The following is a 23,978-nucleotide window of genomic DNA, read 5'->3' as shown; positions in this document are numbered from 1 at the left end:
GGCCTGCAGCTTGCGCCGTTCGGCACGGAACACCGCGAACTCCCCCGCCTCCTCGACCGGGGTCGAGACGCGCTTCAAGATGGCGGCGAAGATCCGGGTCCGTACAGGCAGCGTGCTCACGCGCAGAGCCTAGCCGGAGGCCTTGAGCGCCCAGGCGCGTATCGCGTCGATACGCGCCTGCAGCTGGACCGTCGAGGCCTGGGCGGCCGGCGGTCCGCCACACTGGGCGCGCAACCGGTTGTGGGTCACCCCGTGCGGGGCACCGGTGCGATGGTGCCAGGCGGCGACGAGCCCCTGCAGCTCGCGGCGAAGCTCGCTGCGCTGCTCGAAGGCGACATCGGCCTCTGGCTCCGCAGTGGCGACGGATGCCTTGTCCTTGGCCTTCTTGGCCCTGGACGTCCGCAACAGCTCGGCGACCTGGTCGGGCTCGAGCAGACCCGGGATACCGAGGAAGTCGAGCTCGCCCTCGTCATCGGACATCGAGTCGTAGCCGAACTCGCCGCCGTCGTAGACGACCCGGTCGAACGAGGCATCACTGCCGAGCGCGCGGTACTGGCCCAGCAGATCGTCGGAGGCGCCTTCTTCCTGCTGCGCCTTGGCGAGCATGTCGGCCTCGGCCGCGAACAGGTCGTCCTCGTCCTTGACGGGCCGTCCGACGACGTGATCGCGCTGCACCTCGAGGTCGGCGGCCAACGACAGCAGCCGGGGCACGCTCGGCACGAAGATCGAGGCGGTCTCGCCCTTGCGGCGAGCACGCACGAAACGTCCCACGGCCTGGGCGAAGTACAACGGTGTCGAGGTCGTCGTGGCGTAGACGCCGACCGAGAGGCGCGGGATGTCGACGCCCTCACTGACCATGCGGACCGCGACCATCCACGGGTCGTTGGCAGCCGAGAAGTCGGCGATCTTGGCGCTGCTGCCGGCCTCGTCGGACAGCACCACGGTGGGCTGGAAGCCCGTGATGTCGGCCAGCAGCGTCGCATAGGCCCGCGCACTCGTCTGGTCGCTCGCGATGACCAGGCCACCGGCGTCGGGGACGTGCCGGCGCACCTCCATCAGGCGGGTGTGGGCTGCTGCCAGCACCTCGGGCATCCACGATCCGTTGGGGTCGAGGGCCGTGCGCAGGGCCTGCGCCGTCGCGGCCCGGTCGAGCGGCTCGCCCAGACGGGCAGCGACCTCGTCACCGGCACGGGTGCGCCAGTGCATGCGACCCGAGTAGGCCATGAACAGCACCGGCCGCACGACGCCGTCCTTGAGCGCATGGCCGTAGCCGTAGGAGTAGTCGGCGACGCTGGTCTTGCTGCCGTCGGAGGCCGGGGCGTACGTGACGAACGGGATCGGGTTGTCGTCGGAGCGGAACGGCGTGCCGGTCAGGGCGAGGCGCCGCACGGCCGGCTCGCACGCTTCTTGCACGCCATCGCCCCACGTCAGCGCGTCGCCGGCGTGGTGGACCTCGTCGAGGATCACGAGGGTCGACCTGTGCTCGATGCGTGCGCGGTAGGCGTTGGGGTTGACCGCGATGCCGGCATACGTGACCGCGAAGCCTTGGAAGCCGGCGCCGAGGACACCCTGGCTGGCCAGGGTGGGGTCGATCGCGATGCCCATGCGAGCCGCCGACTGGGCCCACTGGGTCTTGAGATGATCGGTCGGCGCCACGATCGCGATGCGTTCGACGATGCCCCTGGCCAGCAGGTCGGCGGCGATCGTCAGCGCGAAGGTGGTCTTGCCGGCGCCGGGCGTGGCAACAGTGAGGAAGTCGCGCGGTTGATTGCGCTGATAGAGGCTCGAATGCTTCTCGCTGCCAGACCCGGAGGTGCTGGCTACGCGTCACCGGGTGCGTCTCCGTCGTCGCCCTTGTCGAGACCTTCCCAGATGTCCTTGCACTCAGGACACACCGGGAAACGCTCGGGATCGCGGCTGGGCGTCCACACCTTGCCGCACAGGGCGATGACCGGGGTGCCCATGACCATGGCCTCGGTCAGCTCGGCCTTGGGGACGTAGTGCGAGAACTTCTCGTGGTCGCCCTCCTCCGTGCGCTGGTCGGTGCGCTCGTCGAGAGTTGTCTGCGTGCCGCGAGAAAAGAAAGCCACGACCCGAGTCTAACGAGTCTTGATCAGTTGGCCGAAGGATCGTCGGGGAATGTCGTCCAGAATCTGAGATCGCCGTCCTGACGCCGCAGAACTTCGCGCCACAACGCCTCGGGCTGGGGTGACATGAGATCACTGTCACGCGCGTCGACGACGAGCCAGGCTCCCTCGGCGAGCTCGGCCTCGAGCTGGTCGGGCGCCCAGCCCGCATAGCCGGCGAAGACTCGCAGACCCGCAAGCTCTCCGGAGCCGGGCAGGGGGCCGTCGAGGTCGATCAGGCCGACGCGACCAGCCATGTGCCGCCAACCGGCCGGTGGCAGGTTGTCGGCGATGATGCCCAGCGCGAGCGCCGAGTCCATCGCCACAGGACCGCCCTCGAACAGGCAGACTGGCGCATTGACCAGACCAGCCCATGCCGGGAGCACTTCGTCGACGTCTGATTCGAGCGGACGGTTCAAGATGACGCCCAGCGCCCCGTCGGTGTCGTGGTCGAGCAGGTAGACGACGCTGCGCAGGAACGGTCCGGACTCGATGGCCGGGGTGGCCACCAACAATCTGCCTCGCAGCGTGTCCATGTCTCCATGATGCCCCTCGGGCACACGCCATGGCGACATTGCCTGGCCTTATGCTTCGTGCATGGCCGACGACGCGACCACCGTGGAAGAGTTCACGGTCGACGAGCTGGCCTCGCGCGCCCAGATGACGGTGCGCAACGTCCGCGCCTACGCCAGTCGCGGACTCATCGACGCCCCACGGCTTGCGGGACGGACCGGCTACTACAACCGCGAGCACCTGCAGCGGCTCCAGCTGATCCGACAGCTGCTGGAGCGTGGCTTCACCTTGGCGGCGGTCGAGAAGGCGATCCACAACACGCCGCACCACGCTGCCGGCCACACGCTCGACCTCATGACGATCCTCGACCAGCCAGAGGCCGGCGAGGCCGAGATCATGTCCCGTGAAGACCTGGCTGCCCTGGCCGGGGTCGAGCGCGACGACGCCCTGATCGAGGCAATGGTCGGCCTCGGGCTGGTCGAGAAGCTCGACGACGCCCGGGTGCGGCTCGTGGAGCCTGCGGTCGTGCGGGCCGGTGCATCGGCCGTGACGCTCGGCCTGGCGCCCGAGACCGTCATCAACGTGTTCCCGATCTTGCAGTCGCACCTGCGGACGATCGCCGACACGTTCGTCCGCGAGGTGGTCACCGAGCTGATCCCAGCCCTTCATCGACGCGGGCCTGCCTGAGGACGAGTGGCAGGGCATCATCGACCTGGTCGACGGCCTGCTGCCGATCGCCAGCCAGGTCACGCTCGGCATCTTCCGCAGCGAGTTCCGCAAGTCGATCGACGTCGAGATCGACGAGCAGATCACTGGCATCGCCACCCGGTCGAGCTGAGCCACTCACCACGAGGCGGACTGACCCGCCAGGCGGTCAGGCTGCGAGCGCGCTGCGGAACCGGGCGATGAGGCCCGTCCGCGATGCTCGGCCCAGGTCGACGACGTCCGTCGAGGGCGCGCTCTCGCGTGCCGCGTCCTGGATGCGCCGACCCTGCGCGACGAGGTCGGAGTGGTAGGCCGGGACGCCGGCTGCCAGGGCGAGGGCGGTCAGCTCTTTGGCGAAGGCCTTGCGCAGAGCGGGCTCGTCGCGGTGCGCGTCGAGCAGCATCCGCGCGCCCGGCAGCTCGGCAGCGGTGTTGACCCATCCGGTCACGGCGACGTGGCCGGGGGCCTCGCCTTCTGCCACCAGGCGGTCGAGCTGGCCGCTGAGGCGCTGGTACCAGGCCATCTGGAGCTCGAACAAGAGCTCGGTCGCTCGGCGATCCCCTGGCGCTCGGGATCGACCAGGTCGAGCATCTCGGTCAGGGTGAGGTCGCGTCGCCGGTCGGCGACCGCGAGCACCTCGCGGAGTGTCTTCTTGCGACGGTGGTAAGCATCCCAGGTCATGGTGTGCTCCTTTCTGTGCCGTCGGATCGAGAGTTCCATACTCTCGGTACGTACTCTCAGTATGTTGGGATTCGATCGCGCTGGCAAACTTCGGGTATGTGATTCCGGGCACGGAGAGCGCGCGCCGTAGACTTGGCCCCATGCCCCATCCCGCACGCGTGACGAAGAGCGTTCTGCGCACCGCTCGCAAGACCACCAAGTCGACGCGTCGGCAGGACTACTCCTCGGGCACCAAGCGTGCGCTGCTCGACAGTGCCACCGAGCTGTTCACCGACCACGGTTACGCCGGCACGTCGCTCGACGAGGTCGTCGCAGCCGCCCGGGTCACCAAGGGCGCGCTGTACCACCACTTCCCCAGCAAGCTCGCCCTGTTCGAAGAGGTCTTCCTGCGTGTGCAGGACGCCACGACCGCTGACATCGAAAAAGCCATCACGGCGTCCAAGGATCCGTGGGAGCGGGCGCAGATCGGTCTGGCCAAGTTCCTCGAGGTCTGCCGCGAGCCCCAGTTCCGTCGTATCTGCATGCAGGAAGGGCCCGTCGCCCTGGGCCACGAGCGCTGGCAAGAAGCCGAGAAGGCGTCCTCCTACGGCATCGTCGAACGCACCGTCGACGACCTGCTCGACGACCTGGGCGGCATCGAGCAGCTCGGTGAGGCCTTTACTGCCGTCTTCTACGGCGCGATCCGGTCGGCCTCCGAGTACGTGGCCGACGCCGAAGATCCCGATGCCGCGAGCGAGGACGTCAAGGCCACGATCGGTGCACTGCTGGGTGGTCTACGACTGCTGCCGACCGTCGGCAACGACTGACGCTGACGACCAGCTCTGCGATCAGCTCACGCTGACCGATCCGGCGTCCTTGGGCATCAGCTCGAGGAACACCTTGCCGGGCTTGATCGTGAACGGAGAGCCGTCGGCGTTCTTGAACGTCAGCCCCTCATCGAGGCTCGGCTTGTTCCACTTGACTGTCGTGACGGTGCCGCCGTGGAAGACCTTCGCCTCGCCGCTGCCCTCGAACACCGTCTCCGGAACCGGGTTGCCGGCCGGATCGGTATAGCCCGCATCGCCGACGCGGCACGAGATCACGATCATCGTGTCGGCCTCGAAGTCCTTGCCTGCCTCAGCATGGCCGTTGGTGCGGACCCACTTCTTGGCCTTGTAGGCCCACGACGTCGACGTCGAGTTGGAGAACCGCACCGTTGCCGCAGTCGCCGGCTGGGTCTTGGTGGCCGGAGCCTCGGTGGCGGCCGTCGCACCGGCACTGGCTGTCGGGGTCGGCGTCGGCGTCGCGCTCGTGCTGGACGGCGTCCACGGGAAGTAGTTGTTCTTGATCTTCTTGACCTTGGCCGACTTGTTGACGGTCTTGAGGTTGATCAGCCGGTTGTACGGGCGGGACTTCAACGGGTCGCTGCTGAATCCGGGCGAGCCCGCATCTTCGGAGAACACCGTGATCCCGGCATTCTCGACCTTGTTGTAGGCGCCGTTCGCGCCACCGGAGGCCACGATCTGTCCCCTGACCGGGCCGGCGATGCCGATGTCGCTCGTGCGCAACGACCGCACGTGGCCGACCTTCGAGGGCAGCTTGGAGTAGTAGAACGCCGCGAGCCGGGTCAGGCCGCCCTCGACGAGCTCCTCGATCACCATGTCGGCGTTGTTGAGCCCGTACTGCGGGGCCCCGCCGCCCGTGTTCTCGATCTTGACGACGAACACCGGGTTGTCAGGACGCCCGTCCCGCATCGGCTTGCCGGTCAGCGGCGAACGCTCGACGAGCTTGACCGGCGAGGCCTTGGTGGGTTCTGGCTTGTCGGGTGCCGGGGAGTCGGAGGACGAAGAGCAGGCCGTCAGGAGGACAGCCGCCGCGGACACGACAGCAAGATGACGCAAAGACATGCGGCCCAGCATGCCGCATCGGCCAAGGATGCTGGCGCAGGCCTGCCGGTCGAGCCCGTCAGGCGTTCTTGGGCTTGCGGAATCCCGCCGCGACGGCCTCGTCCTCGGTCGTGAACCACACATCGGCCTTCGTCCGAGCGTAGGAACCGCTGCTGGGAGTGTGATAGATCATCGAGCTCTTCTTGCCCTTGATCAGCGCTGGTTCTGGCTCGGGTTCTAGCTCCGGCTCTGGCTCGGGCTCGGGCTCGGGCTCCGCAGGTTGAGATTCCATCGTCTCTTCCGGCGCGGCCGGCGCAGCAGGTTCGGCAGGCTTTGCGGGCTGCACCTCGGGCGCCGCCGACCGGCGACCGGCCCTGACCTGGATCTCACGTGCCAACCAGCCGAGCACGAAGCCAAGTACCGCAGCCAGCACGAGCCAGACTGCGATCTCTCCGAGCGTGTAAGCAGACATGGATCAGTTCTCCCTGACGATGAAGTCGACCCGGCGGTACTGCTCGGCCAGGGGATCGACGGCCGTCCTGCGGCCCGTGACATAGCTCTTCGTGGACAGCCGGCCGGCATCGATGCCGACCGCCACGAGGTAGGCCTTCACGGCGGCGACCCGCTCGTCGCTCAACCGCTTGCCCGCGACGGGATCGCTGGGGCCGGCGTGGCCGACGACCTCGAGCGTCAGCCTGCTGTTGCGCCGCAGCACGTCGGCGACCGCGTCGATCGTCGGCGCGGCCGCGTACGACACGACGGACAGCCCCTGGTCGAACAGGACCACCGACTGGTTGAGCACCGTCGCATCAGCCCTGCTGAGGCCCCTCGCGTCGACTGTGAGGCGGTTGACGATCTCGACGTCGGGGATCGCGGCCGACACGAGCTGCGCGACGGAGCGGCGTCCGGCCTTGCTCTCGACCAGGCCCCCGATCGTCAACGTTCCGTCCTCGTCGATGTGGAGCGAGCTCCCCTGACCGCGACGAGGTCTCCAAAGACCGCCGGCAGCGCACTGACCCAGCGCGCCGATCGTGCCGAGTCGTCGACCTGGAGATCGCCCGAGACCATCTCGCCGAAGACGAGCGCCGCCCCCGACTTGATCTCTGCAGCGGCATCGGCATCGGGCACGACGCCACCGATCACGATCCGGTCGCCCTCACGGCGCAGCTGGATCGACGTGCCAACCGATTCGGGCTGGCGCGACGGGGTGGCCTGCGCAGGTGGGGTCGCATCGTCGGCCGCCTCGACCGAGCGGACGCCTTCGATCGCGGTGACGACCGCCGTGGCATCGACCAGGTCTGCGTGGCTGCCACCACTCAGCGTGGCCTCCCGGCCCGAGAACTCGACCATGACGCCGTCGAGCCCGGCATCAGCCAGCGCGACCTGCGCCGAGTGCTGCAAGTTGCCGGCTGCGGCACTTGAACCCACGATGGAACCCATGCTCACCACGACGATCAGGGCAGCCGTCACGAGAACTGTCAGCCACCGAAGTCGGGTGTCTGACACGTGATCGCCTTTCGTCGGTGAGTGAGCTGCGAATAGCCACCCTAACCACCCTGCCAGCCAATCCTGAGTGCGGTCTCTCAGGGTTGTCGGACCCGGCTGAGAGCATGGACAGATGACTTCTTCGCTCGATCGATTCGCTGCCGCGACGCGCGAGTGGTTCAGCGAGTCCTTCAGCTCACCGACCCCTGCCCAAGAGGGCGCCTGGGGCCGGTGTGGCGGGCGACGATCACGTCCTGGTCGTCGCGCCGACCGGTTCCGGCAAGACCCTCGCCGCCTTCTTGTCCTCGATCGATCGCCTGATGCACGCCGGCGAGTCCGAGGGCACCCGGGTTCTCTACATCTCGCCGCTCAAGGCGCTCGCGGTCGACGTCGAGCGCAACCTGCGATCGCCCCTGGTCGGCATCACCCGGGCCGCCGCCCGACGCGGCGACGAGTTCCGCGAGGTGACGGTCGGCGTCCGCTCGGGCGACACGTCACAGCGAGATCGCCGCGCCTTGGTGTCGCGACCGCCCGACATCCTGATCACGACACCCGAGTCGCTGTTCCTCATGCTGACCTCGGCTGCCCGCGAGACGTTGCGCAGCGTCGACACCATCATCATCGACGAGATCCATGCCGTGGCCGGCACCAAGCGAGGGGCGCACCTTTCGCTCTCGCTCGAGCGCCTCGACGCACTGCTCGAGACCCCGGCACGCCGTATCGGCCTGAGCGCGACGGTCCGCCCCCACGACGAGGTCGCCAGGTTCCTCGCCGGGTCGGCCCGCGTGCAGGTCGTCGCACCCGACTCCCCCAGCCGTCTCGAGATGCAGGTCGCGGTGCCCGTCGACGACATGACGCAGCTGCCGGCGCACCCGTCCACAGCCTCCGACAGCAGCGACGACGCACCCCGCGGCAGCATCTGGCCGCACGTCGAAGAAGCGATCCTCGAGCGCATCCTGCAGTTCCGCTCGACGATCGTGTTCGTCAACTCCCGTGGTGTCGCCGAGCGGCTCACGGCGCGGCTCAACGAGGCCTACGCCGACTTGCCGGCGAGGGGCAAGAAGCCGCACAGGCCCGCCCCCCTGGCCGCTCCCCGGCCCAAGTCATGGGTGGCAGCGCGCAGTCCAACGGCGCTGAGGCCGTCCTGGCCCGCGCCCACCACGGCTCGGTCAGCAAAGATCAGCGCGCCGGCATCGAGGACGACCTCAAGACGGGGCGGCTGCGCTGCGTCGTCGCCACGTCGAGCCTCGAGCTCGGCATCGACATGGGCGCCGTCGACCTCGTGATCCAGGTGTCCACGCCGCCGTCCGTGGCCAGCGGCCTGCAGCGAGTCGGTCGCGCGGGCCACCAGGTCGGTGAGCTGTCGCGCGGCATCATGTTCCCGACGTCCCGGCAAGACCTGCTGGGGTCGGCCGTGACCTCGTCGCGCATGCAGGCCGGCCTGATCGAGCGACTCGACATCCCGACCAATCCGCTCGACATCCTCGCGCAGCAGACCGTCGCCGTCACAGCTCTCGAGCCCATCGACGTCGAAGAGTGGTTCGACATCGTGCGCCGCAGCGCCCCCTTCGCGACCCTGCCCCGGTCCGCGTACGAGGCGACCCTCGACCTGCTCTCGGGCCGTTACCCGTCCGACGAGTTCGCCGAGCTGCGCCCCGGCTCGTGTGGGATCGCGAAGCCGGCACCCTGACCGGTCGACCCGGCGCACAGCGGCTCGCGGTCACCAGCGGAGGCACCATCCCCGACCGCGGCATGTTCGCGGTGACCTTGGCGGCTGGCTCCGAGGAGTCCGGTCCGCGCAAGGTCGGCGAGCTCGACGAAGAGATGGTCTACGAGTCACGGATCAACGACGTCTTCGCCCTCGGCGCGACGACTGGCGCATCCAGGAGATCACCCACGACCGGGTCATCGTGACTCCGGCATTCGGCGAGCCCGCCCGGTTGCCGTTCTGGAAAGGCGAGGCCGTCGGCCGTCCCTACGAGCTCGGCGAGGCGATCGGTGCCTTCGTGCGCGAGGCGTCCGCGGCGACGCCGGCCGGGCTGCGCAAGCGAACCGACGCGTTGGGGCTCGACCGCCAGGCCTCCGACAACCTGGCAGCCTTCCTGACCGACCAGAAGCAGGCCACGGGGCAGGTCCCGTCCGACCGCACGCTGCTGGTCGAGCGCTTCCGCGACGAGCTCGGCGACTGGCGGGTCGTGCTGCACTCGCCCTACGGGCGCCGGGTCCACGCGCCGTGGGCACTGGCTGTGGCAGCCCGCATCGTCGAACGGTTCGGCATCGACGGCTCCGTCGTGGCCAACGACGACGGCATCGTGGCCCGCATCCCCGACACCGAGACCGAGCCTCCAGGCGCTGACCTGTTCGTGTTCGAGGCCGACGAGCTCGAGAAGATCGTCACGCAAGAGGTCGGCGGGTCTGCCCTCTTCGCCAGCCGATTCCGTGAGTGCGCTGCGCGGGCGCTGCTGCTCCCTCGCCGCAACCCCGGCTCCCGCGCCCCGCTGTGGCAGCAGCGGCAACGTTCGGCTCAGCTGCTCGACGTGGCGCGCAACTATCCGACCTTCCCGATCCTGCTCGAGACGGCCCGCGAGTGCTTGCAAGACGTCTACGACCTCCGGCGCTCGAGGCGCTGGCCCGCCGCATCGCCTCGCGCGAGGTGCAGATCGCCGAGGTCACGACCGACAAGGCATCACCGTTCGCCCAGAACTTGTTGTTCGGCTACGTCGCCGCCTTCCTCTACGAGGGCGACACTCCCCTGGCCGAACGTCGCGCGGCGGCACTGACCCTCGATCCGGCGCTGCTCGCCGACTGCTGGGCGCACCGAGCTGCGTGCAGCTGCTCGATCCAGACGTCATCGAACGCACCGAGGCCGAGCCGCAGCGACTGGCTCCCGACCGTCAGGTCAAGGGGCTGGAGGTCGCCGATCTGCTGCGCCTGCTGGGCCCACTCCATCTCGACGAGATCGTGGCGCGAGTCGAGACCGGTGACGCCGCCACCGTGAGCGGTTGGCTCGACGAGCTGCAGTCCAGCCGCCGAGTCATCGAGGTCTCCATCGCCGGAGTCGTGCGCTGGGCGACGGTCGAAGATGCCGGACGTCTGCGCGAGGCTCTCGGTGTCGTGATCCCGCTGGGAGTCGCCGAGGCCCACCTGACGGCGAGCGCCGACCCGTTGAGCGATCTCATCTCACGGTTCACTCGCACCCACGGCCCCTTCACGACCGACGAGGTCGCGGGCCGTTTCGGCAGTCGGTCCGTCGATCGCTCTGCAGGTGCTGCGCAGGCTCTCGCGCGACGGCCGGCTGACCGAGGGCGAGTTCCGCCCATGCGACGGGCGCCGAGTGGGTCGAGCCGGGCGTGCTCCGGCGCCTGCGCGCTCGCGCGATCGTTGGCCGCAGCCCGCCACCAGGTCGAACCAGTCGACCGACGACATTCGCTCGCTTCCTCCCGTCCTGGCAGGGCGTGGGCGGCTCCCTGCGCGGACCCGACGGGGTGCTCGCGGTCGTCGACCAGCTCGCCGGCCTCGCGCTTCCCGCCTCGGCCTGGGAGTCGCTCGTCCTGCCGGTGCGCGTGCGTGACTACTCGCCGGGCATGCTCGACGAGCTGACGTTCGGCCGGCGAGATCGTCTGGACCGGCGCCGGCACCCTGCCGGGCAATGACGGCTGGGTCCAGCTGCATCCGGCCGATCTGGTGCTGGCGCAGCCGCAGGCGCTCGAGACCGACTCGTTGCATGCCTCGATCGTGGCGGCCCTCGACGGTGGCGGAGCCTTCTTGTTCCGCCAGCTCACCGATGCGCTCGACTGCGATGACGACAGTGCCGTGGTCGCCGCCTTGTGGGATCTCGTCTGGTCCGGCCACGTCAGCAACGACACCTTCACCCCGATCCGCGCCATGGTCAGTCGCGGCGGAGCCCACCGTACGACCCGCCCTGCGCCCCGAGCGCGCATCCACGGACGGCGAACGCGGTCTCCGCGCGTCGCGCTACAAGGTCCGCCCACCGTCAGCGGTCGATGGTTCTCGTCGCCGCCTACCGTCACCGACTCCACCAGCGTCCAGCTCGCCCGTACCGAGGCCCTGCTGGGGCGCTACGGGGTAGTGACCCGCGGATCGGTCATGGCCGAGTCGACGCCGGGCGGTTTCGCGGGCGTCTACCGCGTCCTGCGAGAGCTCGAGCAGACCGGAGCGTGTCTGCGCGGCTACTACATCGAGACGCTCGGGGCCGCCCAGTTCGCAGCTCCTGCGACGGTCGACCGCATGCGCGGAGTCTCCACCGACGACGACACTCCGTCGAACGAGCCGGCGGTGACCCTCGCGGCAACCGATCCGGCCAATCCCTACGGTGCGGCGCTCCCCTGGCCCGCGCGAGCCGCCGACGACGAGGCCTCCGGCCATCGAGCCGCCCGCAAGGCCGGCTCGCTCGTCGTGCTCCACGACGGACGGCTCGTGCTCTACCTCGAACGCAGCGGCAAGAAGGCTCTCGTGTTCGACGATGATCTCCGCAGCGGCTCGCCGCAGCAGCCGCGTCGTTGGCCACGACCGTCCGTGCCCGCCGCATCAGCCGGTTGACGATCGAGTCGGCAGGCGGCCGAGGCGTCGCGTCAACTCCGCTCGGCGCTGCGCTCTCCGAAGCAGGCTTCGAGGCGACGATCAAGGGACTGCGGCTCGATGCCTGAAGGTGACACCGTCTGGCGGGCAGCTCGACGTCTGCGGGAGGCACTCGAAGGGCGCGAGCTGACCCGCACAGATTTTCGCGTTCCCGCACACGCGACGCTCGACCTGTCGGGTCAGACGGTCGACGAGGTGCTGAGCCGAGGAAAGCACCTGTTGATCCGGGTCGGCGAGCAGTCGATCCACACCCATCTCAAGATGGAGGGCGTCTGGCACGTCTACGCGCACGACGAGTCGTGGCGGCGTCCGGCGCACCAGGCGCGAATCGTCCTCGAGACGACCGACCGACAGGCCGTCGGATTCGCCCTCGGCATCACCGAGGTCGTCCCACGACACGACGAAGGTCTCGACTACCTCGGGCCAGACTTGCTCGGGCCCGACTGGAATCTCGACGAGGCCGTCCGCCGGGTCACCTCAGATCCGCAGCGTCCGGTGTTCCTCGCCCTGCACGACCAGAGCAGCGTGGCCGGTTTCGGCAACGAGTACGTCAACGAGATCTGCTTCCTCAGCGGGCTGCTGCCGACCCGTCCCGTCGGCGAGATCGATGCGGCCAAGGTCATCGACCGTGGCCGCCGCACGATCCTGGTCAATCGCGACCGTCCTGGCCGCGTGTTCACCAGCAGCACCCGCCCAGGTCAGACCCACTGGGTCTACAGCAGAGATCGCAAGCCGTGCCGCCGGTGCGGCACGGCGATCAAGCGCGGAGAGCTCGGCACTGTCGCTACCCAGATGCGCAACACGTTCTGGTGCCCCCACTGCCAAACCTGACCCCCCCCGTCCGGGCCGCCCGCCAGGGCCCCTCCCCCAGGATGTCGGCGGTTTACGTCGATACGCGGTCGCTATCGACCCACAACCGCCGACATCTGCTTGGCTCGGCCGAAGACCATGGCTTCGTCGAGGTCGGTGCGCTTCATGTCCCACGAGTCGAGCAACCAGTTCTGCCTGATCGTCCACGGTGACGTCGAGCCCTGCTGCGGAAGCAGCTCGGCCACTCGGGTCACGTATCCCGACGTCAGGTCGAGGATCGGTGCAGCCTCACCCGAGGCGCCCCTCGGATCTGGCATCGCATAGTCGTGACCTCGCGCGTCGAGGCGGTTGATCAGTCGGCAGACATATTGCGACGACAGGTCAGCCCGCAACGTCCACGACGCATTCGTGTAGCCAACGCACCAGGCGAAGTTGGGCAGCCCGCTGAACATCAGCCCCTTGTAGACGTACAGGTCGTGCGGGTCGATCGTCCGACCGTCGACCTCGATCGCGATCTGTCCCATGGCTACGACCTGCAGACCAGTCGCAGTCACCACGATGTCGGCGTCGAGGTGCGCGCCCGAGTCGAGCTCGACGCCGCGCGGGGTGAAGCCGGCGATGGTGTCGGTGACGATCGACGCCTTGCCACGGCGGATCGACTTGAACAGATCACCGTTCGGCACGATGCACAGGCGCTGGTCCCACGGCTTGTAGCGCGGGGTGAAGTGAGTCATGTCGGTGCCGTCGGGCAGCTGACGCTTGGCCCGGGTCAGCAGCACCTTCGTCGCGAGCCGCGGGAACTTGCGGCAGAACTGGTAGAAGCCGATCGCGACCATGGCGTTCTTGCGCCGGATCGCCCGGTGCGCGAGCCGGTCGGGCAGCACCTTGCGCATAGCTGACCGAAGCTTGTCGACGTCGGGCAAGGTCGTGATGTAGGTGGGTGAGCGCTGCAGCATCGTGATGTGCGAGACCTCGTCGGCCATCGACGGGATCAAGGTGACCGCAGTGGCTCCGCTGCCGATCACCACGACGTCCTTGCCTGCGTAGTCGAGGTCCTGCGGCCAGAACTGCGGGTGCACGACCGTGCCCTCGAACGTGTCGAGTCCCGGGAAATCTGGGGTGAATCCGGTGTCATAGCTGGTAGCCGCTGCACAGGTACAGGAACGACGCGGTCTTGACGACGGTCTCGCCGTCAACGCGTGACGTGACGGTCCACCGTGCCTCGTCGGACGACCACGAGGCACTCTCGACCCGGTGCCCGAACCGGATGTTCTTCCTGATGCCGAACTCGTCAGCGGCGTCCTCGATATAGGTGCGGATGTCATCGCCGTCCGCGATCGACTTGGTGTTGGTCCACGGCCGGAACGGAAAGCTCAGCGTGTACATGTCGGAGTCTGAGCGGATACCGGGATAGCGGAACAGGTCCCAGGTGCCGCCGACAGCCTCACGCGCCTCGAGGATCTCGTAGGTCTTGGTGGGGCACTGCTCCTGGAGACGGTAGGCCGCTCCGATACCGGACAGACCCGCTCCGACGATCATCACGTCGACGTGCTGAGCACTCATGAAAACCCTTCCACATACCGTTGGTATGTGAACTGTAACCCAGAGTGACGCCTTTGACCATCGAGAGGGTCAACACCGGGTTGCAGTCCGCCTCTAAGATCACTGTCATGACTGCGCAGACACACGAGGGCAACGGCGACCTCGACACGTACCAGCCCTCGGACCGCGCCCTCGGCTGGCTGCTGACGATCGGCGGCGCCATCGGCCTGCTGTCCGCTGCGATCTTGATCATCGAGAAGATCGAGTTCCTCAAGCACCCCGAGAAGGCTCTCGGGTGCGACATCAACGCCTTCGTGCAGCTGTGGCGGAGTCATCAACACCGACCAGGCGTCGGTGTTCGGCTTCCCCAACCCGTTGATGGGCGTCGTCGGATTCGCGGTCGTGGTGACGATCGGCGTGCTGGCCATCGCACGAGTTCGCTGCCCGACTTCATCTGGCTCGGGCTGCAGGCCGGAGCCCTGTTCGGCATCAGCCTGATCACCTGGCTGCAGTGGCAGAGCATCTACGAGATCGTCAGAGCTGTGCCCGTGGTGCATGGTCGTGTGGACCATCATGATCGCGATCTTCGTGTGGCTCACGGCGCGCAACCTGCGTGAGTTCTTGCCCGGCAACCCGATCACGCGCTTCGTCAACGACTGGACGCTGCTGATCAACATCCTCTGGTACGTCGTCGTGATCGCCGCGATCTGGTTCCAGTTCGGGTCCGACCTCTGGGCCTGACCCACTTGCTGACCACCCGCAGGTCAGCGGCTTGCGGCGGCCACCCGGTCGAGCACCTTGGCAAGACGGAGGTCCCGATCAGTCACTCCCCCGACGTCGTGACTGTTGAGACGCACATCGACCCGGTTGTAGACATTGGTCCACTCCGGGTGATGATCCATCTCCTCGATGGGCCCGACGGCTCGGTTGATGAACGAGATCGCTGCCGAGAAGTCCGAGAACTCGAACGTCTTCACGATCGCCTCGCCTTCCTGTGACCAGCCCGCAAGGTTCTCGAGCGCTGATTCGATCTGGGCATCGGTGAAGGCAGTCATGGCTTCACGTTAACCGCGTGATGGCGGAGCGCAAGCCGTCGTCAGGCATCAGAAACGGATCGCGTCGATGATCTTCACGCGCACCGCGATGAGCGCGGGCAAGACCCCCGCCAACGCCCCGACCGCCAACGAGACAACCAGCCCGAGGAGCGCCGCAGAGACCGGGAAGCCCGGCGCATCGGTCACGTCTCCGATGACCTTCTCGGTGACGAACGAGCTCTTCGAGATGCCGACGGCTGCGACCACCCCGACCGCTCCGGCCACGACGGTGGCGACGACGCTCTCCATCATGACCGAGAAGAACACCCGCCCGGTGGTCGCGCCGAAGCTGCGGCGGATACCGATCTCGCGCACCCGCTGCTTGATCGTGACCAAGGCGATGTTCAGCAAGCTCAATGCACCCAGCAGCAAGATGATCCCGCTGACACCGGCCAGCACGTAGCGGAACTCCTTGTAGGGATCGCCTTCCTGGGAGGCGTAGTCCTGGCGCCCCATCTCGACCTGATAACCGGGCAGCTTGGTCTTTATCGAGGCAGACACCGCCTTGGCCAGAGCCTTGGAGCCCTTCGGCGGGACCCACATCTGATAGCTCGCATCAAAGATCGGCTGCGAGGTCCCGAACCAGCGCTGGTAGGAATCGACCAGCATGAACGCCTCCGCGCCGCCGCTGTAGCCGGTGCCCTTGGGCGCCTGACCGACGATCGTGGCCGTGACATCCTCATCTGCGTTCAGCGTCACGGTCGCCGGCAACGACCCCGGGCCGAGACCACGTGCCTTGAGGAACTTGGCGTTGACCACGATGGCCGGACTCAGGTTCTGCGCGTCACTCGGGCTCAGCCAGCGTCCCTGCACCGGGACGATACGTCGCATGTCGCCGTAGGCCGGGTCAACCACCCGCAGGTTGATGCCGCGTCGCTTGCCGCCCAGGTCGGCCTTCATCGGCATCTCGCTCACGATCGAGTGGAAGTCGATGCTGAACTCGTCCATCGTCTCGGCAAACACCCGACGTATCTCAGCGAGATCAGTGCGTCCACCCGACTCGCTGTAGGGGTAGAGCCGAACGTCGCCGCTCGTCCCTCCTGCCGTTCGGCGGACTCCACGATGGCCTGCTGCGCCATGCTGCCCACGGCGACCGCTGTCGTCAGGGAGCACACGGCGACCGCCACGCCCACCAGCGATAGCAGCACGCGCAGCTTGTGAATGCGAAGCTCCTGCCAGGCCTCGACCAGCGCGGCGACGAAGCCCGTCACACCGACACCCCTGCCTGCAGGCGGCCGCCTTCGAGCCGGAAGCGCTGGCGCGCCATCGCCGCGACGTTGACGTCATGGGTGATCGTGATCAGCGCGGCTCCCGTGTCGTGGGTGACACCATCGAGCAGCTCCATGACCTCACCGCCGGTCTCGAGGTCGAGTGCGCCCGTCGGCTCGTCAGCGAGCACGACCTTCGGGCCGCGTACCAGCGCCCGGGCGATCGCGACCCGCTGCTGCTCACCGCCCGACAGGCTCTCGGGCATCGAGTCGAGCCGGGCGCCGAGGCCCATCCGGTCGAGCATCTCGGCGGCGATCGTCCGGCGCCGCCAGAACTGCGGACCCGGCGCGTACATCAGCGGCGCCGCGACGTTCTCCAGTGCGGTACGGCCCGGCAACAGGTTGAACTGCTGGAACACGAAGCCCACGTCACGGCCGCGGATGCGGGCGGCGGCACGTGCAGACAGTGCGCGCACGTCCTGACCTGCCCATTCGAGCACCCCTGTGGTGGGGCGATCGAGCAGGCCCAGCAGATTCAGCAGGGTCGACTTGCCAGTGCCTGAACGGCCGACGATGCCCACGTGGTCGCCGTTCGAGATCGTCAGGTCGACCCCGGTCAGGATGTGAAGGTCTGAGTCGTCAGGCAGCTTGACGGTGCGGGTGACGTCGGTCAGCCGCAGCAGCTCACTCACCCGTCCATGCCCTCGGCGTAGGGGTCTTCCTCGCCGTTGTTCGTCGCTCCGCCGGGCACGAACTCGAGGATCTCGTCACCCTCCTCGACGCCTTTGCGCACCTCGACCACCTGGCCATCGCTGATGCCGAGCCGTACCTTGCGCTCGACCGGCTCCCCGTCGGTCATGACCCACACCGAGCCCTTGCCGATCAAGCCGCGCACTGCGGTCACCGGGATGACGAGCACCTCCTCTGCCCGGCCGACGTCGATCGACATCGTCATCTCGAGCTGGTCGAAGACCCGGACGTCCTCGGGCACGACACAGGTGACTGACGCGCCACCGCCTTCGCCGCCCATCGGCTCGCCCTCGTCCATGCCCATCTCGTCGTAACCGCCACCGGACTCTGGGGCGGCCGTCGACGTGGCGCCGATCGTGAGGTCTCCACACTTGAACGGGGCAGGACCGTCGGAGATCGTGACCGTGGCCGATCGAGGCGGGTCGAGCAGGCGGTACTGGTCGACTGCTGCGATCGAGCCGCTCGCCTTGAACGTGTCACGACGCACCGTGCCCACGACGTCCCCCTTGGCGACCGGGTCGTTCAGCGACTTGGCGTAGGAGGCCACTTTGCCATCCCGCGTTGCCAGGACGTTGTGATAGGTCGGCCGCGGCTTGCTCGGCGCCTTGTCCTCGTCATCGCTCTCGCCAGACTCCGAGACCTCGCCCTCGGACTTGATCTGGAACAGCGCGTCGCCGGCCTTGACCTGGGCCCCCACCGGCAGGAAGACGTACGTGATGACCCCGTCGTGGCTGGCCTTCGCCTCGACCGGCGGATCGACCACGATCGTGCCACCGACCTCGAGGGTGTTCTCGATCGAGCCCCGCTCCACGACGGTGTTCCGCAGGACCATCTCACCGGTGGGCTTGACGCCGCTGCCCTCGGCCTGTGGCTCGTCACCGAACGCCAGCACAGCCAGGCTGACGGCGATCACCGAGAAGATCACCACCCAGACGACGGGAAGGATCACCTTGCGGAAGACTCTCATGCCTGCAGTTCCTGTCGTCGCTGTGCGTGAGCCCTCGCTCAACGTCACGTCAGTGTAGGGACGATCAGGGACCGCTTGAGGGAGAACACCGCTTCCTGCGAGTCGGCGTTCACCCGGCGAAGAAAAATCACCGAACAGAGTCGGTCGTGACTCTCCACGCGGTTATGGTGACTTCATGCTTCTGATCGGAATCATCCTGTTCGGCATGATCATCGGTGCCGCTGCACAGCTCATCGTCGGCAAGCCCGAGAAGGGCATCGACTGGTCGATGGCATTCGTCTCCGGACTCGTGGGCTCCTTCGTCGGCGGACTGCTGATCAGCCTGCTCGCCGGCGATGGCATCGAGCTGCGTCCCAGCGGCATCATCGGCTCCCTGGCCGGCGCGGTGCTGGTGACCCTCGGCTGGCAGCTGTCCCGCCGCAAGGCTTGATCGCTGACCGGCCATTCGATGTCTCGTCAGCTGATCCCGTCGGATTCGTGCGAGCGCTGTCAGGTTCGCAGCCAGTCTGGGACACTGGAGATATGAGCGTTGCGCCGATCCTCGACATCGAAGCCATCGCTCACGCCTGCGAGCAGCACGGGGTCGCCCTCTTGCAGGTCTTCGGCTCAGCCGTCACGGGTCGCTTTGACGAAGATCGAAGCGACATCGACTTCTTCGTCGATTTCCTTCCTGAGATTCACGATCTGCTCGCCAGCTATTTGGCCCTCAAGGCCGACCTTGAGCAAATCACGGGCCGAAAAATCGACTTGGTGATGTCTGATGCAGTCGAGAACCCCTACTTTGCGGCCCAGGCATTCCGAACCGCCCAGAACGTCTATGCAGCCTGAATCTGCTGCTCTGGGACCTTGGGACCGCAGCGAAGCGGATCCAGAATTTTGTGTCAGGCAAGTCGTGGAACGACTACAGCAACGATCTCCTGCTCCGTTCAGGCGTCGAACGGCAATTCGAGATTGCCGGTGAAGCGATGAGCAAGCTCCGACGTGTCGACACCCACACCACTGAGCTCATTCCCAACGTTCACAAAATCATCGGTATGCGAAACATTCTGATCCACGGGTATGCACAGGTGAACGACCAGACTGTCTGGCGGACTGCCACGGAGAACCTCGATGAGATCGTGGCATCGGTGGACGTGTTGCTTGAAAAGCTCGGCCGACCGGACCGGAGCGTCTGACCACGCTGTACGGCCTTGTATCGATCATGGCGCCGGTTGATTGATCGCTACCTCCGCCACCTTCTCCACCGGCGCGTGGTCCAGCTCTGGCAACAGCCGATCCAGCCAGCCGGGCAACCACCAGTTCGCGACGCCGAGGAGCTTCATGGTGGCCGGGACGAGCACGAGGCGGACGACGGTGGCGTCGAGGAAGATGGCCGTGGCCAGTCCGACTCCCATCATCTTCACGACCGGGTCACTGCCCAGGATGAAGCCCGAGAAGACCGCCACCATGATCAGTGCAGCCGCGGTGATGGTGCGTCCGGTGCCGGCGATTCCCTCGATGACCGCGCGGGTGTTGTCGCCGTGGCGGCGGTACTCCTCGCGTATCCGTGAGAGCAGGAACACCTCGTAGTCCATCGAGAGCCCGAACAGGATCGCGAACATGAACAGCGGGATGAACGACACGATCGGCACCGCCTGTTCCACACCGATGAGACTTGCCGCCCAGCCCCACTGGAAGACCATGACCAGAACGCCGTACGCCGCACCGACGCTCAACAGGTTCAGCACGACCGCCTTCAACGGCACCAGCACCGACCGGAACAGCAACGTGAGCAACAGGAAGGACAGCAGCAGCACCGCCGCGACGAATCGCAGCATCCGCTCCTGCACCCGGTCACCGAGGTCGGCGAAGGTCGCGGTCTGCCCACCCACATGGGCCGTCGCAGAGGTGCCATCCAGTGCCGCCGGGAAGACGTCGCTCCGGAGCCTCGCGATGGTCTCCTGGGTGGCCTCGTCCTGCGGAGAGGTGGTCGGCTGCGCCACCAGGGTCGCCACGCCCGCCCGAAGATCGATGGCCGGCTTGCCGACCGACGCGATGCCAGGATCTGCCCCCACCGCCTGGGCGAGCGTCCCCACGGCGGATGTGTCCTGCGAGATGTCGACCGCGATCACGAGGAGCCCGTTGGCGCCGGGACCGAAGCCGTCGGCGATGAGGTCGTAGGCCCGTCGTTCGGTCCGCGACTCGGGCTTGGTCCCGTCGTCCGGGAAGCCCAGGTTGAGCGCGAGAACAGGCACGGCCAGGGCGATCATGACTATCGCTGCGCCGACCATGTACGCCTTCGCGTTGCGGGTCACGTGAGCGCCCCAGCGGTACCAGCCGGTGCTTGGCCGGTGCGCCAAGACGGTGGCCCGCCGCCGGCGTCCGTTGATCCGGTGCCCGGCCAGTCCGAGCAGCGCTGGCAGCAACGTGACCGAGGCGAGCACCATGACGAGTACCATCGCGGAGATGGCAACTCCTCCGCCGGTCACGAACGGGATTCCGGCGACGATCAACCCGAGGATCGCCACGACCACGGTGCCGCCCGCGAAGATCACCGCCTGTCCGGCCGTCGCGAGGGCCATGCCGGCCGCTTCCCGCGACCGGCATCCCCTGAGCCAGGTGCTCGCGGTGCCGGGTGACCAGGAAGAGCGCGTAGTCGATGCCGACGCCGAGCCCGACCATGGCCGCGAGCTGCGGCGCCCACGCCGGGATGTCGACCAGGTACGTCACGAGCTTCATCGAGGTAGCGCCGACGACCAGGCCGAACAGGGCCATCCCGATCGGCAGCCCCATCGCGACGAAGGAGCCGAACGCAATCAGCAGGACGACCATCGCCACCCCGATCCCGGCGACCTCACCGAGCCCGGTGGGTGCTTCCTCGAAGGCGAAGAACAAGTCGCCTCCGGCTTCGAGCGTCAGCGACGAGTCGTCACGTCACTCTGCGAGGGCGCCCTTCAAGTGGTCGAGGTCGGCCTTCTCGAGGTGCTCGATCGCTGGGTACTGCACGCGCACCAGCGCAATGTTCCCCTCTGGTGACACGTTGCTCGTCGTGCTCAGTACGTGTGGGAGGCCTGAGAGAGCGGCCTCCACCGGGGCCAGCTGCGTGGCAGCGTCCCGTGCTTCGAGGACGACGTGAGCAGTGACCCCGCCCTCGTCTGCCTGGGCCTGGTTGAGCAGCGAGCTGCTTGGTAGGAGTCGAGGCCAGGCGCCTCGAAGCTCTCATCCAGCTCACGCCCGAAGGCGGCGGACGAGGCAACGACGACCAGCGCGAGAACCACCCACGCACCGATGGCGACCCACGGCCGGGCCGCGGCAGACCGGCCGAGCCGGTAGAGGAGATTGGACATGCCTCCACGGTGGTCTGGCGCCGAGCGATCCACATCGGGCACATGACCGGTCAGCTCCTCAGCCGAAAGAACGACAGGCGGCTCGTGCTTTCGCCCCATACGCCCGCGCTTTTCAGTCTCTAGTCTGGGACGGTGCTCAGCTGCCTTCGTACGTTCGGTCCTTGCCGAGCCCCGCGCCCCGGACCCGCCAGCGCGGCGGTGGTGGGACTGGGCCTTGGTCAGCGCCCTCATGGTCTCGGCAACCGCGGAGGCGATCTTCCGCCCCGACCTCCCGTCGCGGCCCTTGGCCACCGTGGTAGCGCTCCTGGTGATCCCGGTCCTGCTCTGGCGGCGCACCCACCCGCTGCTGACGACGGCGATCGGCTTCGGTGGCGCCATGGTGCTGACCGTCCCCACGGTCGTCGACGGCGTCGACGTGGGACTGAACTCCATGGTCGCGATCGTCCTGCTGCCGTACTCCCTGTACCGCTGGGCTTCGGGACCCGAGGCACTGATCGGCACCGCCATCGTCGCCGTACCAGCGGGCCTCGGGCTCGCGGCCACCGAGTCCGTCGGTGACCTGATCGGCGGGGCCACGTTCTTGATCGCGTCGTTCGCGCTGGGAGCCGCGATGCGTTACCGCGCGGTGGCGCGTCAGCGCGAGGTGCAGCAGGTCAGGACGCTCGAGCGCGGAGAGCTCGCTCGCGACTCCACGACACCGTCGCCCACCACGTCTCGGCCATCGCGATCCAGGCCCAGGCGGGGCGCGCCGTGGCTGCGACAGACCCGGCCGCGGCCATCGAGGCACTGGCCGTGATCGAGGCCGAGGCCTCCCGGACGCTGTACGAGATGCGCACGATGGTCCGGGTGCTCCGCGATGGTGAGGCCGTCGACTACGCACCGCAGCGGGGCATCAGCGACCTGGACGGCTGACCCGGATGGGCCAGCTGGTACAGCTGCGCCGCACTGGCGACCTCGAAGGCCTGTCGCAACCGGTGCAGGTGGCGGTCTACCGGCTGTGTCAGGAGTCAGTCACCAACGCGATCCGGCACGCCCTCAACGCCACGCGGGTCAGCGTCGAGGTCGCCGGCGACTCCGACGTCGTACGGTTACGTGTGCACGACGACGGAGAAGCAGCCCGCCCCTCGACCACCGTGGGCTACGGCCTGCTCGGAATGGCCGAGCGCGCCAAGCTGCTCGGCGGCTCCTGTCAGGCCGGGCCTGATCCGGCCGGCGGCTGGACCGTCGAGGCGACCCTGCCACGTGAGGTGTCGCTGCCACGTGAGGTGCTGCGATGACGATCCGGGTGGTGGTCGCAGACGACCAGGTCTTGGTCCGCACCGGCCTCACCATGATCCTCAACGCGCAGCCCGGCATCGAGGTCGTCGGCGAGGCAACCGACGGCCACCAGGCAGTGACCGTGGCCCGCGAGCTTACGTCCTGACGTCTGCCTCTTCGACATCCGGATGCCCGGCATCGACGGCGTCGAGGCCACCCGTCAGCTCGCCGGCCCAGGGGTCGAGAACCCCATGGCGATCGTGATCATCACGACCTTCGACCTCGACGAGTACGTCCACGGTGCCCTCAAGGCCGGCGCCCGAGGTTTTCTGCTCAAGGACGCGGGGCCCGAGCTGCTGGTCCAGGCGATCCATGCGGCCGCCAATGGCGACGCACTCATCTCCCCTCACATCACCCGCCGCCTGCTCACGACCCTGGCCGGTCTGGACCGAGCCTCCCCGCCGACCCAGCCGATCGAGCCCCTCACCGAACGCGAGGAGGAGGTGCTGCTCACCGTTGCCCGCGGCCGCACCAACGCCGAGATCGCCGTCGAGCTGCACATCACCTTGAGCACGGTGAAGACCCACATTGCCGCCCTGATGAACAAGATCGGTGCACGCAACCGCGTCGAGGTCGCGATGTGGGCGTACGAGACAGGGCGGGTCAGGGACGTGGGCTGCTGATCAGTCTCGCCAAGAAGCGGGCGAAGTGGACGCATCCTCCCACCAGAAAACCCAACGCAGCCCCCAGGATTCCTGATGGCAAGCCAATTTCGAACACCGCAAACCAAGCGGTCGGAGCGTAGACATTGAGCCCGACGACCAGCCCGACAACTCCGCCAGCGACACCACAGAGCGCTGCGCCTAGGAGAGCGAACCGCAACATGATCGGGATCATGGCGATGTTGCGCCACAGCCTTTCGATCATGAGGTGACCTTGCTGTTTTGAAGGTTGTCGATCGCTTGGTCTACCTGCCGGACTCCAGAACTAGAGCCCACCTGTTCGTCGCGCCTTGGTCCAAGTCGACTCAGCGACAGCGTCACAGACTTC

Annotated in this window: 34 protein-coding genes and 3 pseudogenes; 18 read left to right on the top strand and 19 right to left on the bottom strand. The window is 67.5% G+C overall.

The annotated features are described in order from the left end of the window. Positions 1 to 129 precede the first annotated feature (129 nt). The 3 genes and pseudogenes from ACHMWU_RS13945 to ACHMWU_RS13935 form a co-directional block, all read right to left on the bottom strand. Positions 130 to 1,831 (bottom strand): annotated as a pseudogene (locus ACHMWU_RS13945) (DEAD/DEAH box helicase). Further along, positions 1,821 to 2,090, bottom strand: a complete 270-nt coding sequence (locus tag ACHMWU_RS13940; protein WP_396044561.1) for a DUF3039 domain-containing protein — start codon at positions 2,088 to 2,090, stop codon at positions 1,821 to 1,823. The pseudogene ACHMWU_RS13945 and the gene ACHMWU_RS13940 overlap by 11 nt, the downstream one beginning before the upstream one ends. A gap of 23 nt (positions 2,091 to 2,113) precedes the next feature. After that, entirely contained in the window at positions 2,114 to 2,662 is a 549-nt protein-coding gene (locus ACHMWU_RS13935) for a YqgE/AlgH family protein (protein ID WP_396044559.1), read from the bottom strand. A 61-nt stretch (positions 2,663 to 2,723) separates the two neighbouring features. Between ACHMWU_RS13935 and ACHMWU_RS13930 the strand changes: the two genes are divergently transcribed. Then, a complete protein-coding gene (locus tag ACHMWU_RS13930) occupies positions 2,724 to 3,326 on the top strand; it encodes a MerR family transcriptional regulator (RefSeq protein ID WP_396044557.1) in 603 nt (200 codons plus the stop codon). Between the two features lie 187 nt (positions 3,327 to 3,513). On the opposite strand, the gene ACHMWU_RS13925 is transcribed toward ACHMWU_RS13930, so the two are convergent. Further along, positions 3,514 to 3,825: a hypothetical protein gene (locus ACHMWU_RS13925; RefSeq protein WP_396044555.1), complete on the bottom strand. Its 312-nt coding sequence runs from the start codon at positions 3,823 to 3,825 to the stop codon at positions 3,514 to 3,516. After that, entirely contained in the window at positions 3,789 to 4,025 is a 237-nt protein-coding gene (locus tag ACHMWU_RS13920; RefSeq protein WP_396044553.1) for a hypothetical protein, read from the bottom strand. The genes ACHMWU_RS13925 and ACHMWU_RS13920 overlap by 37 nt, the downstream gene beginning before the upstream one ends. 140 nt (positions 4,026 to 4,165) lie before the next feature. Here ACHMWU_RS13920 and ACHMWU_RS13915 point away from each other — a divergent pair, with 140 nt between their 5' ends. Continuing rightward, complete coding sequence (locus ACHMWU_RS13915; RefSeq protein WP_396044551.1) at positions 4,166 to 4,831, top strand: TetR/AcrR family transcriptional regulator; 666 nt, start codon at positions 4,166 to 4,168, stop codon at positions 4,829 to 4,831. Between the two features lie 21 nt (positions 4,832 to 4,852). Here ACHMWU_RS13915 and ACHMWU_RS13910 read toward each other — a convergent pair whose 3' ends face one another. Genes ACHMWU_RS13910 through ACHMWU_RS13895 form a run of 4 tightly spaced genes read right to left on the bottom strand, consistent with a single transcriptional unit; the run spans position 4,853 to position 7,396 of the window. After that, positions 4,853 to 5,911 carry a DUF3048 domain-containing protein gene (locus ACHMWU_RS13910; protein ID WP_396044549.1) on the bottom strand — a complete coding sequence of 353 codons (1,059 nt, stop codon included), beginning with the start codon at positions 5,909 to 5,911 and terminating at the stop codon, positions 4,853 to 4,855. A 58-nt stretch (positions 5,912 to 5,969) separates the two neighbouring features. Further along, complete coding sequence (locus ACHMWU_RS13905) at positions 5,970 to 6,362, bottom strand: hypothetical protein (RefSeq protein ID WP_396044547.1); 393 nt, start codon at positions 6,360 to 6,362, stop codon at positions 5,970 to 5,972. Between the two features lie 3 nt (positions 6,363 to 6,365). Continuing rightward, positions 6,366 to 6,830, bottom strand: a complete 465-nt coding sequence (locus ACHMWU_RS13900) for an OmpA family protein (protein ID WP_396044545.1) — start codon at positions 6,828 to 6,830, stop codon at positions 6,366 to 6,368. Beyond that, positions 6,827 to 7,396 carry a hypothetical protein gene (locus ACHMWU_RS13895; RefSeq protein WP_396044543.1) on the bottom strand — a complete coding sequence of 190 codons (570 nt, stop codon included), beginning with the start codon at positions 7,394 to 7,396 and terminating at the stop codon, positions 6,827 to 6,829. The genes ACHMWU_RS13900 and ACHMWU_RS13895 overlap by 4 nt, the downstream gene beginning before the upstream one ends. A 212-nt stretch (positions 7,397 to 7,608) precedes the next feature. Between ACHMWU_RS13895 and ACHMWU_RS13890 the strand changes: the two genes are divergently transcribed. Genes ACHMWU_RS13890 through ACHMWU_RS13875 form a run of 4 tightly spaced genes read left to right on the top strand, consistent with a single transcriptional unit; the run spans position 7,609 to position 10,155 of the window. After that, complete coding sequence (locus ACHMWU_RS13890; RefSeq protein ID WP_396044540.1) at positions 7,609 to 8,661, top strand: DEAD/DEAH box helicase; 1,053 nt, start codon at positions 7,609 to 7,611, stop codon at positions 8,659 to 8,661. After that, a complete protein-coding gene (locus ACHMWU_RS13885) occupies positions 8,568 to 9,065 on the top strand; it encodes a helicase-related protein (RefSeq protein ID WP_396046754.1) in 498 nt (165 codons plus the stop codon). Before ACHMWU_RS13890 ends, ACHMWU_RS13885 begins: the two co-directional genes overlap by 94 nt. Further along, positions 9,038 to 9,289: a hypothetical protein gene (locus ACHMWU_RS13880; RefSeq protein ID WP_396044538.1), complete on the top strand. Its 252-nt coding sequence runs from the start codon at positions 9,038 to 9,040 to the stop codon at positions 9,287 to 9,289. Before ACHMWU_RS13885 ends, ACHMWU_RS13880 begins: the two co-directional genes overlap by 28 nt. Continuing rightward, entirely contained in the window at positions 9,286 to 10,155 is an 870-nt protein-coding gene (locus ACHMWU_RS13875; RefSeq protein WP_396044536.1) for a hypothetical protein, read from the top strand. The genes ACHMWU_RS13880 and ACHMWU_RS13875 overlap by 4 nt, the downstream gene beginning before the upstream one ends. On the opposite strand, the gene ACHMWU_RS13870 is transcribed toward ACHMWU_RS13875, so the two are convergent. Next, positions 10,109 to 10,519, bottom strand: a complete 411-nt coding sequence (locus ACHMWU_RS13870) for a hypothetical protein (RefSeq protein ID WP_396044534.1) — start codon at positions 10,517 to 10,519, stop codon at positions 10,109 to 10,111. The genes ACHMWU_RS13875 and ACHMWU_RS13870 overlap by 47 nt on opposite strands. Before the next feature lie 206 nt (positions 10,520 to 10,725). On the opposite strand from ACHMWU_RS13870, the gene ACHMWU_RS13865 reads away from it, so the two are divergent. The 3 genes from ACHMWU_RS13865 to ACHMWU_RS13855 all read left to right on the top strand — a co-directional run bounded on the left by ACHMWU_RS13865 (position 10,726) and on the right by ACHMWU_RS13855 (position 12,805). Next, entirely contained in the window at positions 10,726 to 11,028 is a 303-nt protein-coding gene (locus ACHMWU_RS13865; RefSeq protein ID WP_396044532.1) for a hypothetical protein, read from the top strand. A 31-nt stretch (positions 11,029 to 11,059) separates the two neighbouring features. Continuing rightward, on the top strand, positions 11,060 to 11,935 hold the full coding sequence (locus ACHMWU_RS13860; RefSeq protein WP_396044530.1) for a hypothetical protein: 876 nt from the start codon (positions 11,060 to 11,062) through the stop codon (positions 11,933 to 11,935). A 99-nt stretch (positions 11,936 to 12,034) separates the two neighbouring features. Next, a complete protein-coding gene (locus ACHMWU_RS13855; RefSeq protein WP_396044527.1) occupies positions 12,035 to 12,805 on the top strand; it encodes a DNA-formamidopyrimidine glycosylase family protein in 771 nt (256 codons plus the stop codon). A 71-nt stretch (positions 12,806 to 12,876) separates the two neighbouring features. On the opposite strand, the gene ACHMWU_RS13850 is transcribed toward ACHMWU_RS13855, so the two are convergent. After that, positions 12,877 to 13,980, bottom strand: a complete 1,104-nt coding sequence (locus tag ACHMWU_RS13850) for a flavin-containing monooxygenase (protein ID WP_396044525.1) — start codon at positions 13,978 to 13,980, stop codon at positions 12,877 to 12,879. Continuing rightward, positions 13,916 to 14,347: a flavin-containing monooxygenase gene (locus tag ACHMWU_RS13845; protein ID WP_396044523.1), complete on the bottom strand. Its 432-nt coding sequence runs from the start codon at positions 14,345 to 14,347 to the stop codon at positions 13,916 to 13,918. The genes ACHMWU_RS13850 and ACHMWU_RS13845 overlap by 65 nt, the downstream gene beginning before the upstream one ends. 333 nt (positions 14,348 to 14,680) lie before the next feature. Here ACHMWU_RS13845 and ACHMWU_RS13840 point away from each other — a divergent pair, with 333 nt between their 5' ends. Next, positions 14,681 to 14,824: a hypothetical protein gene (locus tag ACHMWU_RS13840; protein ID WP_396044521.1), complete on the top strand. Its 144-nt coding sequence runs from the start codon at positions 14,681 to 14,683 to the stop codon at positions 14,822 to 14,824. A 75-nt stretch (positions 14,825 to 14,899) separates the two neighbouring features. After that, positions 14,900 to 15,067 carry a hypothetical protein gene (locus tag ACHMWU_RS13835; RefSeq protein ID WP_396044519.1) on the top strand — a complete coding sequence of 56 codons (168 nt, stop codon included), beginning with the start codon at positions 14,900 to 14,902 and terminating at the stop codon, positions 15,065 to 15,067. 23 nt (positions 15,068 to 15,090) lie between these two features. On the opposite strand, the gene ACHMWU_RS13830 is transcribed toward ACHMWU_RS13835, so the two are convergent. The 4 genes from ACHMWU_RS13830 to ACHMWU_RS13815 all read right to left on the bottom strand — a co-directional run bounded on the left by ACHMWU_RS13830 (position 15,091) and on the right by ACHMWU_RS13815 (position 18,345). Further along, positions 15,091 to 15,381, bottom strand: a complete 291-nt coding sequence (locus ACHMWU_RS13830; RefSeq protein ID WP_396044517.1) for a 4a-hydroxytetrahydrobiopterin dehydratase — start codon at positions 15,379 to 15,381, stop codon at positions 15,091 to 15,093. 48 nt (positions 15,382 to 15,429) lie between these two features. After that, the gene (locus ACHMWU_RS13825; protein ID WP_396044515.1) at positions 15,430 to 16,383 is read right to left on the bottom strand and encodes an ABC transporter permease; all 954 of its coding nucleotides are present in this window, start codon (positions 16,381 to 16,383) and stop codon (positions 15,430 to 15,432) included. 244 nt (positions 16,384 to 16,627) lie between these two features. After that, positions 16,628 to 17,320 (bottom strand): ABC transporter ATP-binding protein, encoded by a 693-nt coding sequence (locus ACHMWU_RS13820; RefSeq protein WP_396044513.1) that lies wholly within the window; start codon positions 17,318 to 17,320, stop codon positions 16,628 to 16,630. Then, positions 17,317 to 18,345 (bottom strand): hypothetical protein, encoded by a 1,029-nt coding sequence (locus ACHMWU_RS13815; RefSeq protein WP_396044511.1) that lies wholly within the window; start codon positions 18,343 to 18,345, stop codon positions 17,317 to 17,319. The genes ACHMWU_RS13820 and ACHMWU_RS13815 overlap by 4 nt, the downstream gene beginning before the upstream one ends. A gap of 175 nt (positions 18,346 to 18,520) precedes the next feature. Here ACHMWU_RS13815 and ACHMWU_RS13810 point away from each other — a divergent pair, with 175 nt between their 5' ends. From ACHMWU_RS13810 to ACHMWU_RS13800, 3 genes are all read left to right on the top strand, one after another. Then, on the top strand, positions 18,521 to 18,775 hold the full coding sequence (locus ACHMWU_RS13810) for a GlsB/YeaQ/YmgE family stress response membrane protein (RefSeq protein ID WP_396044509.1): 255 nt from the start codon (positions 18,521 to 18,523) through the stop codon (positions 18,773 to 18,775). Between the two features lie 92 nt (positions 18,776 to 18,867). Then, positions 18,868 to 19,173, top strand: a complete 306-nt coding sequence (locus ACHMWU_RS13805; protein WP_396044507.1) for a nucleotidyltransferase family protein — start codon at positions 18,868 to 18,870, stop codon at positions 19,171 to 19,173. Further along, complete coding sequence (locus ACHMWU_RS13800) at positions 19,140 to 19,520, top strand: DUF86 domain-containing protein (protein WP_396046752.1); 381 nt, start codon at positions 19,140 to 19,142, stop codon at positions 19,518 to 19,520. Before ACHMWU_RS13805 ends, ACHMWU_RS13800 begins: the two co-directional genes overlap by 34 nt. A 24-nt stretch (positions 19,521 to 19,544) precedes the next feature. Here the strand turns inward: ACHMWU_RS13800 and ACHMWU_RS13795 are convergent, their stop codons facing one another. The 3 genes and pseudogenes from ACHMWU_RS13795 to ACHMWU_RS13785 form a co-directional block, all read right to left on the bottom strand. Further along, positions 19,545 to 20,906, bottom strand: a complete 1,362-nt coding sequence (locus ACHMWU_RS13795) for an MMPL family transporter (RefSeq protein WP_396044505.1) — start codon at positions 20,904 to 20,906, stop codon at positions 19,545 to 19,547. A gap of 91 nt (positions 20,907 to 20,997) precedes the next feature. Beyond that, a pseudogene (locus ACHMWU_RS13790) lies at positions 20,998 to 21,156 on the bottom strand (hypothetical protein); the annotation flags it as partial. A 221-nt stretch (positions 21,157 to 21,377) separates the two neighbouring features. Further along, a complete protein-coding gene (locus ACHMWU_RS13785; protein WP_396044503.1) occupies positions 21,378 to 21,671 on the bottom strand; it encodes a hypothetical protein in 294 nt (97 codons plus the stop codon). Positions 21,672 to 21,885: 214 nt separating this feature from the next. Between ACHMWU_RS13785 and ACHMWU_RS13780 the strand changes: the two genes are divergently transcribed. The 4 genes and pseudogenes from ACHMWU_RS13780 to ACHMWU_RS13765 all read left to right on the top strand — a co-directional run bounded on the left by ACHMWU_RS13780 (position 21,886) and on the right by ACHMWU_RS13765 (position 23,611). After that, complete coding sequence (locus tag ACHMWU_RS13780; protein ID WP_396044501.1) at positions 21,886 to 22,467, top strand: hypothetical protein; 582 nt, start codon at positions 21,886 to 21,888, stop codon at positions 22,465 to 22,467. Beyond that, entirely contained in the window at positions 22,392 to 22,583 is a 192-nt protein-coding gene (locus tag ACHMWU_RS13775) for a histidine kinase (protein ID WP_396046750.1), read from the top strand. The genes ACHMWU_RS13780 and ACHMWU_RS13775 overlap by 76 nt, the downstream gene beginning before the upstream one ends. A 5-nt stretch (positions 22,584 to 22,588) precedes the next feature. Then, the gene (locus ACHMWU_RS13770; RefSeq protein ID WP_396044499.1) at positions 22,589 to 22,948 is read left to right on the top strand and encodes a sensor histidine kinase; all 360 of its coding nucleotides are present in this window, start codon (positions 22,589 to 22,591) and stop codon (positions 22,946 to 22,948) included. After that, positions 22,945 to 23,611, top strand: a pseudogene (locus ACHMWU_RS13765) (response regulator). The gene ACHMWU_RS13770 and the pseudogene ACHMWU_RS13765 overlap by 4 nt, the downstream one beginning before the upstream one ends. Positions 23,612 to 23,978: the final 367 nt, after the last annotated feature.

Source organism: Aeromicrobium sp. UC242_57 (genome assembly GCF_044452305.1).
In the GTDB taxonomy this organism is placed as follows: domain Bacteria; phylum Actinomycetota; class Actinomycetes; order Propionibacteriales; family Nocardioidaceae; genus Aeromicrobium.
Note: the sequence above shows the minus strand (reverse complement) of the source record. Positions and strands in the feature narration are given on the sequence as shown.